The sequence below is a fragment of the Acinetobacter sp. WC-743 genome (assembly GCF_000335555.1).
Classification (GTDB): domain Bacteria; phylum Pseudomonadota; class Gammaproteobacteria; order Pseudomonadales; family Moraxellaceae; genus Acinetobacter; species Acinetobacter bereziniae.
The window spans coordinates 79,962-98,478 of sequence record NZ_AMFQ01000125.1; the positions used below are offsets into that span (position 1 = coordinate 79,962).

16 protein-coding genes are annotated in these 18,517 nt (G+C 35.8%); 11 read left to right on the forward strand and 5 right to left on the reverse strand.

What is annotated here, in order from left to right; all coding sequences use genetic code 11:
- Nucleotides 1–22 precede the first annotated feature (22 nt).
- Complete coding sequence (locus tag ACINWC743_RS18935) at nt 23–1,228, reverse strand: SfnB family sulfur acquisition oxidoreductase (protein ID WP_009586596.1); 1,206 nt, start codon at nt 1,226–1,228, stop codon at nt 23–25.
- A gap of 397 nt (nt 1,229–1,625) precedes the next feature.
- Here ACINWC743_RS18935 and ACINWC743_RS18940 point away from each other — a divergent pair, with 397 nt between their 5' ends.
- From ACINWC743_RS18940 to ACINWC743_RS18965, 6 genes are all read left to right on the forward strand, one after another.
- A complete protein-coding gene (locus ACINWC743_RS18940; RefSeq protein WP_009586566.1) occupies nt 1,626–2,390 on the forward strand; it encodes a glutathione S-transferase family protein in 765 nt (254 codons plus the stop codon).
- 69 nt (nt 2,391–2,459) lie between these two features.
- Complete coding sequence (locus ACINWC743_RS18945; RefSeq protein WP_004831043.1) at nt 2,460–2,834, forward strand: hypothetical protein; 375 nt, start codon at nt 2,460–2,462, stop codon at nt 2,832–2,834.
- 69 nt (nt 2,835–2,903) lie between these two features.
- A complete protein-coding gene (locus ACINWC743_RS18950; RefSeq protein ID WP_227510914.1) occupies nt 2,904–4,124 on the forward strand; it encodes an SEL1-like repeat protein in 1,221 nt (406 codons plus the stop codon).
- 167 nt (nt 4,125–4,291) lie between these two features.
- Entirely contained in the window at nt 4,292–4,561 is a 270-nt protein-coding gene (locus ACINWC743_RS18955) for a hypothetical protein (RefSeq protein ID WP_004831040.1), read from the forward strand.
- A 357-nt stretch (nt 4,562–4,918) separates the two neighbouring features.
- Nucleotides 4,919–7,558, forward strand: coding sequence for a bifunctional aconitate hydratase 2/2-methylisocitrate dehydratase (locus ACINWC743_RS18960; protein WP_009586573.1), 2,640 nt, complete (start codon nt 4,919–4,921; stop codon nt 7,556–7,558).
- 163 nt (nt 7,559–7,721) lie between these two features.
- On the forward strand, nt 7,722–8,222 hold the full coding sequence (locus ACINWC743_RS18965; RefSeq protein ID WP_009586579.1) for a hypothetical protein: 501 nt from the start codon (nt 7,722–7,724) through the stop codon (nt 8,220–8,222).
- Between the two features lie 122 nt (nt 8,223–8,344).
- Here ACINWC743_RS18965 and ACINWC743_RS18970 read toward each other — a convergent pair whose 3' ends face one another.
- Nucleotides 8,345–8,860 carry a hypothetical protein gene (locus ACINWC743_RS18970; protein ID WP_227510913.1) on the reverse strand — a complete coding sequence of 172 codons (516 nt, stop codon included), beginning with the start codon at nt 8,858–8,860 and terminating at the stop codon, nt 8,345–8,347.
- Between the two features lie 41 nt (nt 8,861–8,901).
- Between ACINWC743_RS18970 and ACINWC743_RS18975 the strand changes: the two genes are divergently transcribed.
- Nucleotides 8,902–9,237, forward strand: coding sequence for a helix-turn-helix domain-containing protein (locus ACINWC743_RS18975; protein WP_004831035.1), 336 nt, complete (start codon nt 8,902–8,904; stop codon nt 9,235–9,237).
- Between the two features lie 338 nt (nt 9,238–9,575).
- On the opposite strand, the gene mqo is transcribed toward ACINWC743_RS18975, so the two are convergent.
- Together mqo and ACINWC743_RS18985 are read right to left on the reverse strand one after the other, a co-directional pair.
- Complete coding sequence (gene mqo, locus ACINWC743_RS18980) at nt 9,576–11,219, reverse strand: malate dehydrogenase (quinone) (protein ID WP_005029317.1); 1,644 nt, start codon at nt 11,217–11,219, stop codon at nt 9,576–9,578.
- 320 nt (nt 11,220–11,539) lie between these two features.
- Nucleotides 11,540–12,025, reverse strand: a complete 486-nt coding sequence (locus ACINWC743_RS18985; RefSeq protein ID WP_004831033.1) for an Lrp/AsnC family transcriptional regulator — start codon at nt 12,023–12,025, stop codon at nt 11,540–11,542.
- A 461-nt stretch (nt 12,026–12,486) separates the two neighbouring features.
- On the opposite strand from ACINWC743_RS18985, the gene ACINWC743_RS18990 reads away from it, so the two are divergent.
- From ACINWC743_RS18990 to ACINWC743_RS19005, 4 genes are all read left to right on the forward strand, one after another.
- On the forward strand, nt 12,487–13,470 hold the full coding sequence (locus ACINWC743_RS18990; RefSeq protein ID WP_004831032.1) for an ion transporter: 984 nt from the start codon (nt 12,487–12,489) through the stop codon (nt 13,468–13,470).
- Between the two features lie 74 nt (nt 13,471–13,544).
- Nucleotides 13,545–14,576, forward strand: coding sequence for a hypothetical protein (locus ACINWC743_RS18995; protein WP_009586547.1), 1,032 nt, complete (start codon nt 13,545–13,547; stop codon nt 14,574–14,576).
- A 535-nt stretch (nt 14,577–15,111) separates the two neighbouring features.
- A complete protein-coding gene (locus tag ACINWC743_RS19000) occupies nt 15,112–15,798 on the forward strand; it encodes a tetratricopeptide repeat protein (protein ID WP_227561080.1) in 687 nt (228 codons plus the stop codon).
- Nucleotides 15,799–16,260: 462 nt separating this feature from the next.
- Nucleotides 16,261–17,274: a sensor domain-containing diguanylate cyclase gene (locus ACINWC743_RS19005; RefSeq protein ID WP_009586550.1), complete on the forward strand. Its 1,014-nt coding sequence runs from the start codon at nt 16,261–16,263 to the stop codon at nt 17,272–17,274.
- A gap of 40 nt (nt 17,275–17,314) precedes the next feature.
- Here ACINWC743_RS19005 and ACINWC743_RS19010 read toward each other — a convergent pair whose 3' ends face one another.
- Nucleotides 17,315–18,223, reverse strand: coding sequence for an alpha/beta hydrolase (locus ACINWC743_RS19010; protein ID WP_009586545.1), 909 nt, complete (start codon nt 18,221–18,223; stop codon nt 17,315–17,317).
- Between the last annotated feature and the right edge of the window lie 294 nt (nt 18,224–18,517).

Sequence of the window (18,517 nt, forward strand, 5' to 3'; positions counted from 1 at the left end):
AATGAATGTTTTGAATTACCACTTAAATCCAAGCATGCCGTTGATCTTGTGTGCCATTTAAGTAGTAGTTGCCGATGGCATGTAATTTCCAACGAACAGGGTCATGTAAGGTATGTACACGAGCATTTCGCCAATGTTGATCAAGGTTATGAATAGATAAACTAGAACGGCTACCGCCCAATTCAAGAAGTTTTTCAGAAATCTGTAATGCAGCATCATTGGCATATACTTTTGCCTCAGCCACAACAATGGATGCTTTACTGGCTTGTTCTGGTGTGACGATGTCTTGGGCATCTAACTGATCTAAATATTCGGCAGCTTCGTCTAAGAGTAAAATGGCTGCATCCAGTAAAATATTGAGTTTGCCGACTTCTTGTAATGTATAAGCTTCAAAACTGGCTTTTTCGACATTTGCATCTACGATTGGACGAGCTTTATGGATTGCAGACAATGTATCGGCAAAAGCTGCTTCAGCAATTCCCACATCTATGGCGACTTGAATCAGTTGAGAGTAAGCACCACGATACTTTGAGGCATCCGCAAGTGGCTTTTCATCCATGATTAGTTCAGGGCTGACCACCACATTTTTTAAACGGACAGTACCACTTGCAGTGGTGCGTTGACCAAAACCATCCCAATCATTTGCTATTTCGACACCTTGAGCTTGGGCATTGATAATGGTGAGAACAGTATGTCCCAATGGATGGATTGCACGTATTGCGAGCCAATCTGCAAATGATGAACCTGTTGAATAAAATTTCTCGCCATTCAAAATATATTGACCATTTACCTGATCTAAGCGCGTTTCTATCGTTTTGGTATCTTTGCTGTTGCGTTCAGGACCACCGTTGGCAAGACGTTTACCTTTTAAAATCTCAGCATAAATAAATTGTTTTTGTGATTCACTGGCAATGTTTTCGATAGCATTTAACAAACCAAATTGGTTCTGGGGGATCTGACCAACACTGGCATCTGCCTTAGATAAAATGCGGAAAACATGTGCCAGCGTTTTATTAGAAACTTGAGCACCACCGTATTTTTTTGCAATACGGATACCACCTAATCCTTTGTGGCTTAATTCTTGGATGACATCAACAGGTAAAATTCGTTGTTGATCACGTATATTTCGTTCTACCAAAGCAAAATCAGCAACTTGGTAAGCTGCATTAATCGCCTGTTGATCATTTTGGATCACTGTGGCTGAGGTAGAAGAATTCAAACTAGACATATCGGCACCTTTCTATAGATACCAAAACGCTAAGCAATATTGTGAGAAAAATTAAACGAAGTATTCTGCTTAATTTATGAAAAATTATCTTAAATAGAAAAATAGCATAGTATTTTAAAAAATAAGATAATATAAGTCATTGAAATAGAAGATTTAATCTGTGATTTGTAAGATTGTTTTTTAATCTATTCCTGTGTCTTTATTCAAAAGCTGAATAAAGACTAAAGAAACAGATATAACCGTTGAATAAGCATTGGGTCATATGACGAGCGATTGATGTAAAAAGTACATTGTAATTCAAGCAATGAGTGTCTAAAGTACAGAGAATTGCTCAGGATTGAATCCTATCGTTTTAGATTGGCTAAGCCTTTAATTAAAAAAATAATTTGGAGATTACATGCGTACGTTGTACCAATTCCCACTCTCACATTACTGTGAAAAAGCACGTTGGTTGCTCGATCATAAAGAATTGGATTTTGTTGCGCAGAATTTAATACCAGGCGTACATCGTGCTTTTGCACAGTTAAAAACCGGACAAAATAAATTACCCATTTTAAAAGATGGTGAACAGTTTATTGCTGGCTCTACGCAAATCGCCTTGTATCTTGATGAAATGTACCCTGAACATCGCTTAATTCGTATTGACCCTAAATGGCGGGCTGAAACGCTGGAAATTGATCAAATTGCCAATGAATTGGGTATACACGTGCGCCGTTGGGGATTGGCTCATGCATTGGCAGAAGGTGATGAGCCTTTAGAAATTATGATTGGAGAAAAAGGCTATTTACGTCAGTTTGAAAAGATTTCAAAACCTATACTCAAAACCTTGGTTTCTAAAAGTTATCAACTTGATCAAGAAAAGGTTGAAGAGTCTAAATATAATCTTGACTTGACCATAGCCAGTTTAAATAAAACTTTGATTGAAAATGGTTGTCGCTATTTTGTTGGCGATCGTTTTAGTTTGGCTGATATTTCAGTATGTGCCATGTTAGCGCCTTTATTAGAGCTCGATTCAACACCATGGGAAAAGGAGTATGCTGAGCATATTTCTCAAGAGTTTGTAGAATTTAGCCAATATTTACTTGAATTACCGCTTGGTCAGTATGTGAAAAGAATTTATGCCACTGAACGCAATGCACGTGTAGATTGGCGTGGAATGTAATTTCAAATGAATAAAGCCTCCAATTTATTGAAAAATTCAGTATCATAGTCATGAATTGGAGATTTTTTAATGCAGAAATTCATAATTTTGGGTGCGCTAAGCACTGTTTTATTGATGGTCGGTTGTGCTGAAAAAAAACCTGCAACGCCTGAAGAAATTTGGAAAGGTTATTGCACCAGTATTGGTAATGCAGCACGTTCAATTACTTTAGATCGTCAAAATGGTATTACCAAGAAAGAAGCACTTGAATATGCCAATAAAGTGACTGATCCAACCACGAAAGGTTTTGTACTAGAGTATTTGGAAAAAGTTTATGCATTGCCTGATGCTGAATTAAAAGCAGATAAAGATGCAATCCAAGCAAAATTTAAAAATGAAGCGTATGAACAATGTGTCAATACACCACATGACCCGAAAAAAATGCCAGATTATAAACCGTTCTAAGGAACGGTTTTTTATCATTTAAATTACATCCTTTCTAATAATTATAGTCAATGAACACTGAGTTTAATCATGTCTAATAAACGATCTATATCAAAAATTTCTTTACTTTCATTTTTCTTGGCTTTTTCAGTCATGAGTCAAGCTGAAGAAAGCAAAACCGTGACAAAACAAGTTCAAGCAATCAAGCCTGATATTGCACAACTAAAAACGCAAGCAGACAAGGGGCAAGCCAAGGCGCAATACCAACTTTTTTTGTTTTATAAAAAACAAGATCCAGCCCTAGCACTACGCTATCTCAATCAAGCTGTTCAACAGGATTATCCTTTGGCTTTGAATGCGATGGGCTGGTTATATTACAAAGGTGATGGTGTAACTCAAGACAACCAAAAAGCAGTAGCGTTTTTAAATAAAGCCAAGGATAAAGGTGAAATATTTGCTTATGTCAATCTTGCTACATTATATGCGCGTGGTGATGCTGTTGCTAAAGATGAGAAGAAAGCTGCAGAATTATTGACTTATGCTGCTGACCATGGTGACACTACTGGTGCTTTTAATTTAGCTTCAGCCTATGCACAAGGTATAGGGGTACAACAAGATACAGATAAAGCAATTGTGTATTTAAAAAAATCTGCGGAAGGTGGATTGGCGATTGCCCAACAAATGTACGGGGAAATGCTATATAAGGGAGATGTTGTTCCACAAAATATTAAAGCAGGTATTAATTTTCTGACACTTTCCGCAGAACAGGGCGATGTTAAAGCACAAGCTATTCTTGGTGGTTTATATGGCTCTGAGAATGAATATGTTGAACAAAACCCTGAATTGGCTTTTAAATGGAATGAGCGAGCTGCACAACGTAACGATGTGGACGCATTGGGTAATCTTGGTTGGATGTATTATCAAGCTGTAGGTACTAAAAGAGACGTTCAAAAGGGTATCCAAATGTTGGATCAAGCAAGTGAACGTGGTAGCGTGCAGTCGGCGATTAATTTGGGACTGATTTATGCTAAAGGCGAATATGTCAAAAAAGATGCTAAAAAAGCCTTTGATTATTTTTCCAAAGCTGAACAAGCTGGAGATATGAGCGCTAATTTATTTTTGGGCGATGCTTACTATCGTGGTAAAGGTGTAAAAAGAGATGAAAACAAAGCATTAGAAGCGATGCTCAAAGCTCAAAAAGCGGGTTATATGCTGGATCTAGATACCATGAAAGAATATGACTTGTGTAAATTAGAATCACGGATGGTGAATGGTCAATATATGCATGCTTTTGAGTGTCCTATATCTTAATTTAGCCAGACTTTATATAGACCGTCTAATGACGGTCTTTTTTAGCTTGAGTTATCAGAAATATGGTTGTATTTCACACAGCTCGTCACAAAAAATGATTAGCATAAAAATTGAAAAGCATATATAAAATATAGAAATAGAAAACAAAAAAAGTCGAGGAGTGTGCCATGGAAGTTGTTGCATATTTGCATAATGCCGATTTGCTCTTAGAAGATGAACAAGGTGTGGCTGTGATTAGTGGAAGCCATTATGTACTGAGTTTAGGCGATCAAGTTTTTTTCCAAGACCTTATCGATGAACAAGCAAAATTATATCAAGTCAAAATTTCTTTTGCTTGTGCTGATCATGTCATGTTGCATGAGGATGAGGTTCAGATGAAATTCGAAGGCTGTCGAACAGAATTTCAAAAATATACAAACAGTACAACAGTCCACTAAGGTGGAATGTACTTAAGCTGCAAAAAAAGGCAACATCAGTTGCCTTTTTTATGTATGAAACAAGCTCAAGTGAATGTAAAAGACTTTTTCAAGTCAGTATTTTACAAAATTATTTTTTTATAATTTTTTGTGCCTGTTCTAAAAAATAGCGTTAAATGCAAAATCGATGCGAATACAGACTCAACTGCGCAGAAAAGTGATGAGTATTTATTTATAAAATAATGGGCATCACGAATTAATACGCTCTTTGCATTAACTTTTGGCTTGATTTTTAGTAAAATTTGACAGTCCATATTGCCTGTGAAGCTTTTATAAGCAGGAATTCACAGGTAAATTTTTAAAAAGAGGAATAACACCGTGCTAGAAGCTTACCGCCAACACGTTGCAGAACGTGCCGCACTCGGAGTCCCACCGAAGCCACTTGACGATGCTCAAACTGCTGACTTGGTTGAATTATTAAAAAATCCACCAGCAGGCGAAGAAGCATTTTTAGTAGATTTGCTTGAAAACCGTGTTCCAGCAGGTGTTGACCAAGCAGCCTATGTAAAAGCAGCATTCTTAACTGCTGTGGCTAAAGGTGAAACGACTTCTCCATTAGTTTCTAAAGAACGCGCGGTTTACTTACTAGGTACTATGCTTGGTGGTTACAACGTAGCTCCTTTGGTTGAATTGCTTGATGATGCAGCACTTGCTGAATTAGCTGCAGAAGCATTGAAGAAAACACTTCTTGTATTTGATGCATTCCATGACGTTGCTGATAAAGCGAAAGCGGGTAACGTAAATGCGAAAGCAGTGATGCAATCTTGGGCTGATGCTGAGTGGTTTACTAGCCGTAAAGATGTTCCTGAAGAAATCAAACTGACTGTTTTCAAAGTTACTGGCGAAACAAATACTGATGATTTGTCTCCAGCGCAAGATGCTTGGAGCCGTCCAGATATTCCATTACATGCCAATGCAATGTTGAAAAACGTTCGTGATGGTATTAACCCAGAAGTTCCGGGTGAAGTTGGTCCACTCAACCAAATTAAAGAACTTATTGCGAAAGGCAATCAAGTTGCTTATGTTGGTGATGTTGTCGGTACAGGTTCTTCTCGTAAGTCTGCTACAAACTCTGTGCTTTGGTTCTTTGGTGATGACATTGCTCACATCCCGAACAAAAAAGACGGTGGTTACTGCTTAGGTTCTAAAATTGCACCAATTTTCTTCAACACTATGGAAGATGCTGGTGCATTACCTGTAGAAATTGATGTTGCTAACATGAACATGGGCGATGAAATCGTTCTTAAGATTGATCATTCTGCTGCAAAAGTTACTGCGTTCAAAGCGGGTGAGCAAATTGCTGAATCTGAGTTGAAAACGCCAGTTCTTCTAGACGAAGTACGTGCTGGTGGTCGTATCAACTTGATCGTGGGGCGTGGTTTGACTGCGAAAGCACGTGAAGCTCTCGGTCTTGCTCCTTCAACTTTATTCCGTACTCCAGTTCAACCTGAGAATACAGGTAAAGGCTTTACTCAAGCTCAAAAAATGGTTGGTCGCGCTTGTGGTCTTCCTGAAGGTCAAGGTGTTCGCCCAGGTACTTACTGTGAACCTAAGATGACTACTGTTGGTTCTCAAGATACAACAGGTCCGATGACACGTGACGAATTGAAAGACTTGGCTTGCCTAGGTTTCTCTGCTGACCTCGTCATGCAATCTTTCTGTCACACTGCGGCATATCCAAAACCAGTTGACGTTCAAATGCAACACACGCTTCCTGATTTCATCATGAACCGTGGTGGTGTTTCTTTACGCCCAGGTGACGGTATTATTCACTCTTGGTTAAACCGTATGCTTCTTCCAGATACTGTTGGTACTGGTGGTGACTCACATACTCGTTTCCCAATCGGTATTTCTTTCCCTGCAGGTTCTGGTCTAGTCGCTTTTGCTGCTGCAACGGGTGTTATGCCACTTGATATGCCTGAATCAGTGCTTGTTAAGTTCAAAGGTAAAATGCAACCTGGTATCACGCTACGTGACCTTGTACATGCGATTCCTTACTATGCAATCCAAGCTGGTGACTTAACTGTAGAGAAAAAAGGTAAGAAAAACATTTTCTCTGGTCGTATCTTAGAAATCGACTTAACAGAAATGGAAACTGACTTAACCGTAGAACAAGCATTCGAACTTTCTGATGCTTCTGCTGAACGTTCTGCTGCTGGTTGTTCAATCACGCTTTCTGAAGCGAAAGTTGCTGAATACTTGAACTCTAACATCACGATGTTGAAGTGGATGATTTCTCAAGGTTATGGCGATGCACGTACTATGGCGCGCCGTGTTGAGAACATGGAAAAATGGTTAGCGAATCCATCACTTCTTAAAGCTGATGCTGATGCTGAATATACGAAAGTGTATGAAATTGATCTTGCTGACATTAAAGAACCAGTTCTTTGCTGTCCGAACGATCCAGATGACGCTAAACTTCTTTCTGACGTTCAAGGTGTTAAGATTGACGAAGTATTCGTTGGTTCGTGTATGACTAACATTGGTCACTTCCGTGCTGCTGGTAAATTACTTGATAAAGTACCTGGCGGTTCATTGTCTACTCGTTTATGGTTGGCTCCACCAACACGTATGGACGAGCATCAATTGATGGAAGAAGGTTTCTATAACATCTATGGTAAAGCTGGTGCGCGTACTGAAATGCCTGGTTGTTCATTATGTATGGGTAACCAAGCACGTGTAGCTCCGAACACGACTTGTGTATCGACTTCTACACGTAACTTCCCGAACCGTTTAGGTCAAGGCGCAAATGTTTACTTAGCTTCTGCTGAGCTTGCATCTGTTGCTGCGGTGCTTGGTAAATTACCTTCTCCAGAAGAGTATCAACAATATGCTGCTCAAATCGACAGCATGTCTGCTGACATCTATCAATACTTGAACTTCGATAAGATGGGCGAGTATACAGATGCTGCTAAAGACATTGATACTAAGAAAATTGCTGCTGCTCAATTAAGCTAATCTATTGAAAAATAAATTAAATTGAGTTAAAACTAAGGGCTGATTAATCAGCCCTTAGTTTATATAAGCGCTTATAGATATGATTGACTTAAATAGAATGAGAAGAACAGTTTAGACAATGAGATTAAAAAAATTGCATAAATCTTGTATAAAAAGGTGAAAAATGGCTCTAGTTCACGATTTTGTTGTTTCAAATAAAGAAATATATACATATCAAGATTATATGAATGTAATAAATAAAGTACCTTATGATGTTTCAATTCATGATGATCTTATTCTGTATTTTTATGATTTTTTACAATGGATACCTGCTTATAATCCATCGATGGAAATAAGACATATGGGATTAAATCTTTATGGTGTAACTATTATTGACATTGATGGGGCTCAACAAGCATATGATTTATTTGTACATATCGTGGATATTCTTAAACTCTCACCAGAAACTTTAAAACTAAATGGTGGTTATTCTTATCAACTTGCAGATGATGAAGATCCGTTTAGTGAAAGTAAGGAATGTCGAATTGTCAGAAATAGTTTAAAACAAGAAAAATTAACCTATCAACGAGATGATATTATCGATCAATTTAAAAAAATAGCTGAATGTTTTAAAAAAGTCATTGATTCAAATGGACAATTATATGTTTTACATTTTGGGGTATAAAATTTTTTTAAAATATTAAGTGTAAAATGTACCTTATTATAATTAATCTATAACTATTTGAGATATCAAATATTCTATTTCAAATATGAAATAATCAGTTTCATCGATTCGAATGAAAATCGTTAACTATACTTTTTTATAATATTCATCATCATCTTTTTAAAATTCAAAATAACAATAATCGAATTAATATTCAGTGGGTCAAAATCAGTATTGATAGAGTCAAAAAATGCCAATAGCATAGGGTAGATCTGTTGATCATCTATAAATAAGGTTGCATTTGGATTGAAATATTGAGAATAATAATCAATCTTAATATCTGCATATTCTGGATTTTCAAATTGAGTTAATACAAATTGCTTATTCGTATCACTGATACTATTTGAACAAATGGTAAATAATAATGCTGTGCAAAAATAATAAAACTCTTCTTTATTCACTACTTTTATATTTAAATCAAATAAATAATTTTCAAGTGCTGTTCGAATGATAATAATAACATCGGCTAAATCTGTAGAAATATTTTTAACAATATTTGAATGCTTCATCATTTTTCTAAATTTTAGTGAATGAGTGTGTATTGTATTGCAAAACTCTTGTTTTGTAAAACAATACTTTTGATGCACAATATATTGCATTGCAATACGCTTAGGATACTTTGTTAAGCTAATATCAAGGAATGGATATAGGTCATGCAATACGTTATTTGCGAAAACGGAAGGGCTGGACTCAACAGCAATTAGCCGATTTTTCCAATACTTCAAAAAGTAACATTTCCAATCTTGAGAATGGCAATCAAGGGTACAGTCCTGCAATACTCCAGTACCTTGCGGAAGCTTTTAATTGTTCTGTCGCACAGCTATTCTTATTGGCTGAGAGTTTAGATGAGCAAGAGAATGTCTCAGAAAATTGGGATAAGATGCCTATCGATGCTTTATTTATACAATTACCCAAAGATATTCAAGATAACTTAAAACAACTGATATATAGTTTGATTCAAAATAAATCCTCGTAGTCTATTTTTATAAGTAAATTATTACATTCAAATTTTTATTATTCTAAAATTATAATGATCTGTTTTAAATCAATTTGATTCAGTGAAAATAAATAAAGTTTTTGCTCATTTTTTATAAATTAATCAATCGGGTATAGTTTAATTTTCTTTAATAACCATTTGCTTAATCAGAAAGTTTTTGAGTAGGCATTAAAAAGCCCCATTTTTCAGGGGCTAGTCGTATAGCTCGCGCTATACTCATATAAGGCTCATCTCATACTGTATATATTAAAACACAAAATGAATCATTCAGCCATAAAAAAAGATGAGCCTAAGCTCATCTTTTTAATCAACGCAAATTAATGTGCATTTGCAACTGCAGGAGTTGCTGTGGTCGCATCATTAGCAGCTTTACGCGTAGGTGTATAATTTAAACCCAAAGTAGCGCTGGTATAAGTACGTACTTGATCCAGTAGAGCAGGGTTGCTGTTTAAATCCTGTTGATAAGATTTTACAATCTCATGCAACTTAGGATTCCATTTACCTTTTACTTGCTCAGGGAAAGCTTTTTCCATCAAACTCAACATAATATATGGTGAAGTTGATGCACCTGGAGAAGCACCAAGTAACGCAGTGATTGAACCGTCTTTAGAGCTAAAGATTTCAGTACCAAACTGAAGGGTAGCTGGTTTGCCCGGTGCTTTTTTGATGATTTGAACACGTTGACCTGCTTGGCTTAGGTTCCAATCTTCAATTTTTGCATCAGGATAATACTTTTTCAATTCATTGAACTGATCTTGCTTAGACATCGCAACTTGACTCACCAAGTACTTCACTAAGTCTAGATTTTCAACACCAATGGTTGCCATTGGAATGACATTGTTTTTGTTGGTCGCATCAATCAAATCAAACTGAGAACCATTTTTAAGGAACTTGTTTGAATATGTGGCAAATGGACCAAACAACACATACTTTTTACCATCAACATAACGAGTATCAATGTGTGGAACAGACATTGGCGGCGCACCTAACTCAGGCTTACCATATACTTTTGCAGTATGTTGCGCAGTAACAGCAGGATTATCTGTCATTAAGAAGATACCACCGATCGGGAAGCCAGCATATTGCTTGGTTTCTTCAAGACCTGTCATCTGCAATAATCTGATTGCAGCACCACCCGCACCAATAAATACATGGCGAGTTTTAACGTGGCTTGCTTGATTAGTTTTTAAGTTCTTAAACGATACAGTCCAAGTCTTATCTTCATTTTGACTGATGCCAGTTACTTCAGTTGATGTTTCAAGCTTGAAGTTTGGTTGCTTCTTCAAATGATCAACTAATTGTGTGGTGATTGAACCATAGTTGACATCTGAACCCACATCCATACGTGTCGCTGCAACTTTTTGATTTGCATCACGACCTTGCATGACTAAAGGCGCCCATTGTTTGATTTCATCAGGATTCTCAGTATATTTTAATCCTTCAAACATTGGACTTTGACGCATTGCATCGTAGCGCTTCTTCATGTAGTTCACGCTATCGCCCCAAACAAAGGCAATATGAGGAACAGGATTAATGAAGCTAGATGGTTGACCCAAGACACCATTTTTGACTTGATATGACCAGAATTGCTTACTTACTTCAAATTGTGATGCAGTATCAATGGCTTTTTTAATGTCAACTTTACCGTCTTTTTCAGGGGTATAGTTCATTTCCATAAAGCCTGAGTGTCCAGTACCTGCATTATTAAATCCTGCAGAACTTTCTTGACCCACTTGATCCAATCTTTCATACATTTGGACTGTCCAATCAGGTTCAACTTCATTGAGGTATGTCCCCAATGTCGCACTCATAATACCGCCACCGACAAGTACCACATCAACAACAGGTTCATCAGCTGCTGTAGTCACTTTTTTAGAGCTAATTGGTCTGAATAAAAAGATCAGTCCAATAACAAATACAACTCCGATGACAATCAGTAGGTATTTAAAAAATCTCTTCATATATTTCCTGTTTCATCAAGTTTTAATAATATTGTAATGTAGAAAAGTTACATAAATGTTAGTTTGTGTAATGTTTTTTTGCGTAAACGATTTAAATATATGAAATAATTTGTTTTTAAATTTGTAAAGATGTGAGTAAAAAATAAACAGATTAAATTTTGAATAGTAAATTTGTGTGATATTTATACGAAAAATCCTTAGACTAAAGTATTATTTTTTGTAGGTGTTAGTCTTTTTATTTATTAAAATAGTGTGAAAAATAAACGAACAAAGAAGAGTTTTTGATCGCTCATTTTTTAAAACTCTTCTTTAAAATTTCGCTATTCAATCAGCATCAGGTCTGCTTTATTTTCTAATTTTAATGGACGTAAAGCAAAAATAGATCGGGTATGACGAATGCCTTTCATTGAGTATAAGTTTTTACGTAAAAAACGTTCGTAATGTTCGGCATTCTTGACCGCGACTTTGACCAAATAATCATAATCTCCTGTCACCAAATGTGCTTCAACCACTTCTGGCATTTGACTGAGCGCATCACTAAATTGTTCTAAAATTTCATCATCATGACGTTCTAAGGTGATTTCGATAAAAAAGAGTTCGTTAATCCCAATTGCCTTGGCATTGATTGTTGCAGTATAGCCTTCAATCACATTTAAAGACTCAAGACGTTTAACGCGTGTCCAACATGGAGAAGAGGAAAGTCCTACAAGTTCGGACAGTTGAGCGATAGTTAAACGCCCATCTTGACGAAGTGCCGATAAAATTTTGCGATCAATTCGGTCTAAGGTGTATTGGCTATCATTCATAAGCTGTACCACAGAAAATATTTTCGAAAAAATAAAGATATTTGAAAAATCATTCCGAAAAAATTAAAGATTTATATAAAATACGGAAAACATTCTATTCAACATAGCGCTAAAATAAACTTATTAAATCAAAGACATTTGGGAGACTGGCTTTGATTTGGCGGATAGTATCTTTAGAGGAAGGGTGCCTTTAACGATACTGTCCGCCGCTTATTTGTCAGCTTAAAAAAGACTTTATAGACTTCTCAAAGATTATATATTTATGTCGCTATATTGAATCTAGTGCGTCAATTTCTGTGATTATATAATAAAAATTTATGAAATAATGAAAATATATTTATGTCTTTAATAAAGCTTTATTGCTGAGTTCAAGCTGTAAATTTGTAAAGCTCAGGGCATGATGATGTGCAATTCAGCCAATCCGTATTAAAATGAGTCATCTTTAAAATAAAGAACAATTGATGCGCTTCACAGCTTGGTACACCCTCAGAAAATTTGTTTATGACAATCTACACAATGAAGATTATGAAACATGGTTTAGTCGTGCGATCAATTTTTCGCTCATTTTTCTGATTATTGGAAATGTGATTGCTGTACTTTTAGAGTCCATTAACGATGTGTATAAAGCGTACCAACTTTATTTTGATACTTTTGAAGATATATCCATAGTGGTTTTTACGGTTGAATATGTTTTACGTTTTTGGAGTATTGCCGAAAAAGAACCTTTTGAATCTGAATGGAAAGCTCGCTGGAATTACGTAACAAGTGGGGCCGCAATTATTGATTTGCTGGCAATCTTGCCTGCATATATCAATTTCTTTGTACATATCGACTTGAGATTCCTGCGGATTTTACGTTTATTGCGTTTGTTAAAACTCACTCGTTATTTTATTTCACTACAAATTCTGTTGCGTGTAATTGAACGTGAAAAAGGCTCTTTTCAAGCCGTCATTTTTATTTTAGTGATCATGATCGTGATGGCGGCAGCAGGCATCTATGTTGTGGAAGGACGAGCACAGCCAGAAGTATTTAGTTCTATTCCTGCCTCAATGTGGTGGGCAGTCGTAACATTAACAACAGTGGGTTATGGTGATGTCACACCTATTACGCCACTGGGACGTTTTTTGGGCGCAATGATCACGATTCTTGGCGTTGGTTTAGCGGCTTTACCAGCAGGTATTTTGGCAAATGGTTTAGCCAATGAACTTGAGTTAAGAAAACAGCAATTAGAATTAAAATTCAGAGATTTATTGCAAAGTTGTGAGATTGATATTATCCATGATGAAGAAAAAATAGACAATATTCGCCGAGAAGTTGGTCTATCTATTGATCAAACCCGTGACATTGTTTTACAACTCATTCGTGAAAGAAAAGAAGAAGAGGCGGAAAGAGAAAAGAATAAATACTGTTTTTGCCCACATTGCGGACATAAGTTACCTGAGTAATGTTGAGTCAAGCTGTTGTAAAATATGATTTATATCGGTAAAATTTTTATACTTGATTCTTATTAATTTTACCAATGATTAAAAAAATTTTATTAGCTGCACTTGCTGTGGTCCATTTTAATAGTTCTGTTTATGCAGATGTAACTGAACAAGATTATAAAAAACTTGGAAAAATGACCATTATTCGTGGTGATAGTTATAGTGAAGCATTGGCTATTAAAGAAGAAATAATGTTGTTGCTTGCGAAAAAAGACTTTAAAGCGCTTGATCGTCTTATTTCCAAAGAATTAAAGTCGGAAGCAATTTTTTTAAATGGTAAGAATAGACATACCATATATTTAGAGAAACTTGCTGAAATAACAGAAAGATATAGAACACGGGATGAGTCAGTTTGGGAACAACAACAGCAACTTGCTGATGAGTGGCTAAAGGCAACGCCTAAATCACCAGTACCATATCTGTTTAAAGCCTATCTATTGGGTGCGAAATCATGGGTCTATAGAGGTGGAAATTATATCCATGAAGTCTCTCAAGATGACCTTGAAATTTTTATAAAATTACAAATGCAACGAATCTCTTTTTTACAAGAACATAAAGAGATTGCCTCCAAAGATCCTTTTTATTATGTTGCTTTATTAAAATCATACCAAAATTTTGATGCAGCCAAAGAGGCTTATGCAACATATAAAGAAGGTATTGCAAAATTTCCTTCATATCGTCCGATTTATAATACCTATATCGCGATTAATGATCAGAAATGGCTCGGTGGCTATCCTGGAATGATTAATGAGGTGATCGGTGACATCCAGCGTTTAAATTCTGGTCCAAATCAGGATATGTATTATTATCTAATCGTTTTTACGGCTATTGATCGAGGAAACCCATTTAATCTAGAGCGTAACAGCATTGACTGGGATCGAGTTGAACGTGGTTCAATACTTGCGTTAGAACGTTATCCTTCATTTAGCCGAATCACTCAGGTTGCTGAGCTAATGTGCTCTTTTAAGGGCAATCGAGCGCGTATAAACCGCCTATATAGTGCATTTGGAATTGAACAAATACCTGAATCCTTAAAGAATACAATGGTGAACAGCTGTCCTGAGTAATAGGATTCAAGCTTATTCATTGACGATATAACGCTTCAACCTCTGGGGCTGTAGAAGCAAAATCAAATAATGGTGTGTGGGAAACATAAAATAGTTTGATAGACACTTAACAACCTTACATTGCTCTATTTCAACCAAAAACATAAAGGGGTCAACCGGACGAGATACAATGCAAATTTTTGATTCAAAGTTTGTTTTTAACTTGTTTTATTGAATTGATAAATGTCGGCTTTGATGGACTTTTTTATAAAATGATCAGAGACAGTTCATATTGAAGTGGATTGTGGCGATATCTATCGTTGTGCTTTTAGTATGAACGTTTGTAAAACTGCACTTTGGGAAAAAGACAATTCATAGTATTTGAATATCGCTTATTTTTGTTTAACATATTTTACTCTTACATAGAGATGCGTTTGTACGAGTGGAAATAAGAAAATTTATATATATTTCAATTTTAAAACTGATGTTATTGAGCAATGTTGTATATTCAGCTGATCTTGAAATCAATGTGACAGAGATACAACAGAAAGCGGCATTGAACCAAAAACAAGCACTTTTTGATTTGGGATATTTAACGCAGACTGGTCAAGGTGTTGAACAGGACCTACCAAAGGCAATAGAACTATATAAAAAGGCTTCAGCCTTGGGTCATCGTTCGGCGAATCATAATTTAGGTTTAATTTATTTTTATGGAAAAGGTGTCAAACAAGATTATCTTGAATCCGCAAAATGGTTCAAAATTGCTGCCGAAAGAGATGTTACTGACGCTCAAAGAAATCTACTCAAGTTGTATTATCGTCATCTTATTCCGCGCGATGAAAAATATATCGAGCAGTTACTCAAGCAACTTGCCAATAAGGGAAATGATGAAGATATTTATGCATTAGCGCAATATTATTATTTCGAACGAGAAGATATTGCTTCTGCAGAACCTTATTATTTAATACTCGCAGAAAAAGGAAATACAAAGGTTTTCAATCGGCTGGGTTCTATTTACTTCAAAGGTGATGGTGATAAGCGCAATTATGCAGAAGCTTATAAATGGTTTAAAAAAAGTGCCGAGAATGGTGATAGAGATGGACAATATTTAACTGGCATGATGCTTATGGGGAATTTCGGAATTTCCGAAGATAAACAGACAGCAATTTACTGGCTTAAAGCGGCAGCAAAGCAAGGTCAAACTAAAGCCTCAGAATATCTCGATTTAATGTACAAGCAATAGCTCAATGCTTTGGATGATAAAGGCATCCTCATGCTCAATCATTTTGTTTATTATTCTTTGAATATTTAAAACTTATTTCATCTTAAAAGAAATTTGACGGTTTATCCTGAATGATCCGGCACAGATTGAGTATTTATTGGTGCTTTTGATTAAAAAGTATTCAGATAATATTAAGGAAATTACATTATTTTAAATTATACGTTGATATAACGGATGATTGCCAATCAAACGCTGACACAGCTCAATAGCACAGGTTAAATTGAGTATTTCATCATGAATTTAGTGAGCACAGTAATATACTTTAAATATGAATCATCATAAGATGTGTTTCAAAGTTTTAATGCATCTTCATTGTATTTCGTTCATATTTTTCAGTTAATCAAAAATGAAAAATATGATTGATGAAGTATTGCGATCACTGTGTATTTCTTCTTGTATTGTATAACTCGTCTAGGATGATGTATGTCTAAAACGAAACAACCAACAGCCAAGCAATTGCTTTCGGTCATTCAAACACAGACGGCAATTGCTAAATTGGGTTTAGACATCAATGCAGTAATGACATTGGTGGCTGAACAAGTTCAACTGATTACTCAAGCCAAAGGGGCAATTGTAGAACTCGCTGAGCATGGGGATATGGTTTACCGTGCTGTATCGAATGGTGCAACTGCATTTCTGGGTCTACGTTTAAAAATGGATTCTAGCCTTTCTGGGTTGTGTATAGCTCAAAATCGCACACTTTATTGTAAAGACAGTGAAGTAGATGAGCGTGTTGATCGAGAGGCATGTAGACGAGTTGGTTTACGTTCAATGGCTGTGGTTCCATTGATTCATTCTGATGAACCGATAGGTGTTTTAAAAATCTATTCAGAACGTGTAAATGCATTTAAAGACGCCGATATCAATTTATTGACACTGATGTCGGAGTTGATTGCCGCGGCAATGTATCATGCTTCGAAATTTGGTGCGCAAGAATTATATAAATTAGCAACGCAAGATACTTTAACTGGGTTGGCTAATCGTGCTTTGTTTCTGGACTGTTTAAGACAAGGGGTAGAAAAAGCAAAACGTACTCAAAAACTTTTGGGAATATTGATGATTGATATGGATGGATTAAAGCCAATCAATGATCAATATGGTCATCGTTTAGGTGATGAAGCGTTAAAGGAAATAGGGAAGCGTATTGTAAGTATTACTCGGCAAGATGATTTAGTGGCACGTTTAGGTGGTGATGAATTTGCGGTAATCTTAAGTAGCTTAGGTGATCAAGATTTAGCAAAGAAAGTGATGAATCGTATTGTAGAGGCATGTGGACTACCGTTTGTATTTGAAAATGTTAGACTGAATATGGGGGCAAGCGTCGGATTGGCGTTTTTTCCTGAAGATGCATTGGAACTGAATAAGTTGATCGAGTTCGCTGATCTTAAAATGTACGAACATAAACGTGCCCGTAAAGTGATCAATTTGAATGTATAAGTGTGAATCTCTATTTTAATCTCTGAGAGTTTCCATGAGACTATTGATAGTGACTACTCAAAATATCTTTATAGGCTTGGGAATGATGTAACCAAGGTAAATGACCAGAATTTACAATATTAAAGACAGTTGCTGTCGGGTAACGATCAATTACAAAATGTTTGCTGTTGGTGTATATGTCCTGATCACCATATAGGATGGTAATTTTAAAATCAGCTTGAGTTAAACCTTTGAGCTGTGGGTATTTGATAATTTCAGCTCTGGTTTTATTGATGGGTTTTGCTTTTAATAAGGAAAAATCTTCGGTCTGTTCAATATTTTCTGTTGAGATAAAGTCTGCATGATAGTTTTTCATGACTTGTTTAAAGAGATGTTGATAAGCTTTATCAAAACCGAGCATTCCTAAAAAACCATATATTCCCATTTTTGTCCATTGCCAAGAACTGACCTTGGATTTATTGAATTGCATCACTTCGTTTTCAGTTTGCTGCCACTGTGTGTTTGTTCCAGATCCCGGGTTACATAAAAACAGACTGAGTAAATGATCGGGATATTTTTCTGTATAGACTTGAGCGTAAAGTCCACCCCAAGAATGTCCCCATAAGTGAAACTTATCAATTTTATAAAATTTACGTACTGTTTCAATATCATTGAGATATGCCTCTAATGAGTAATCTCCGCTTATACACGGGGATTTTCTTGTACCTCTTTGATGAAATACAATGATTTGAAACTGGTGCTTAAAATATTCTACAACTTCTGTAAGGTCACTTGGAAAACCCGGTCCGCCATGCAATAAGATAATGCTTTCTTTTCCAAGTAGGGGATAGATACGGCTAAATAAAGTATCACCACGATAATCAAGGATACTTGATTCTAAATATTTATGTATTTTTACAATTTGGGTATTTGAAGGTTGTTCTAAGATTTCTTTTGTAATTTTTGTCATGTTCAATATAGCCCTGCCTTGAGTTTAAATTACTTAAAAATTTTTAAGGTAAAAGAATCTCGTTATTTAAGAATAATTTTTCCGCTCTAAATAGGTTTAGCTAGAGAGATCGATAATTTCTTTAATATTACCGAATAAAATGCATGATTTGGTGGAAGAAAACTCAACGATTAGAATGAATTTTTGTACTGTTGATAATATGTGATATTTGATTATATTGTTAATTTTATTTGATATTTTTATTATTTTTTGCAGTTTGTCAGATTTTAATTTTATGATTTATCCAAGTAAAAT

Excerpts from the sequence above, each read along its gene's own strand:
- mqo (WP_005029317.1), bottom strand. The coding sequence starts at position 11,219 with ATGAAGAGATTTTTTAAATACCTACTGATTGTCATCGGAGTTGTATTT.
- ACINWC743_RS18990 (WP_004831032.1), top strand. The coding sequence starts at position 12,487 with ATGCGCTTCACAGCTTGGTACACCCTCAGAAAATTTGTTTATGACAAT.
- ACINWC743_RS18935 (WP_009586596.1), bottom strand. The coding sequence starts at position 1,228 with ATGTCTAGTTTGAATTCTTCTACCTCAGCCACAGTGATCCAAAATGAT.
- ACINWC743_RS18965 (WP_009586579.1), top strand. The coding sequence starts at position 7,722 with ATGGCTCTAGTTCACGATTTTGTTGTTTCAAATAAAGAAATATATACA.
- ACINWC743_RS18940 (WP_009586566.1), top strand. The coding sequence starts at position 1,626 with ATGCGTACGTTGTACCAATTCCCACTCTCACATTACTGTGAAAAAGCA.
- ACINWC743_RS18950 (WP_227510914.1), top strand. The coding sequence starts at position 2,904 with ATGTCTAATAAACGATCTATATCAAAAATTTCTTTACTTTCATTTTTC.
- ACINWC743_RS18970 (WP_227510913.1), bottom strand. The coding sequence starts at position 8,860 with ATGCAATATATTGTGCATCAAAAGTATTGTTTTACAAAACAAGAGTTT.
- ACINWC743_RS19010 (WP_009586545.1), bottom strand. The coding sequence starts at position 18,223 with ATGACAAAAATTACAAAAGAAATCTTAGAACAACCTTCAAATACCCAA.
- ACINWC743_RS18975 (WP_004831035.1), top strand. The coding sequence starts at position 8,902 with ATGGATATAGGTCATGCAATACGTTATTTGCGAAAACGGAAGGGCTGG.
- ACINWC743_RS18995 (WP_009586547.1), top strand. The coding sequence starts at position 13,545 with ATGATTAAAAAAATTTTATTAGCTGCACTTGCTGTGGTCCATTTTAAT.
- ACINWC743_RS18985 (WP_004831033.1), bottom strand. The coding sequence starts at position 12,025 with ATGAATGATAGCCAATACACCTTAGACCGAATTGATCGCAAAATTTTA.
- ACINWC743_RS18945 (WP_004831043.1), top strand. The coding sequence starts at position 2,460 with ATGCAGAAATTCATAATTTTGGGTGCGCTAAGCACTGTTTTATTGATG.
- ACINWC743_RS19005 (WP_009586550.1), top strand. The coding sequence starts at position 16,261 with ATGTCTAAAACGAAACAACCAACAGCCAAGCAATTGCTTTCGGTCATT.
- ACINWC743_RS18955 (WP_004831040.1), top strand. The coding sequence starts at position 4,292 with ATGGAAGTTGTTGCATATTTGCATAATGCCGATTTGCTCTTAGAAGAT.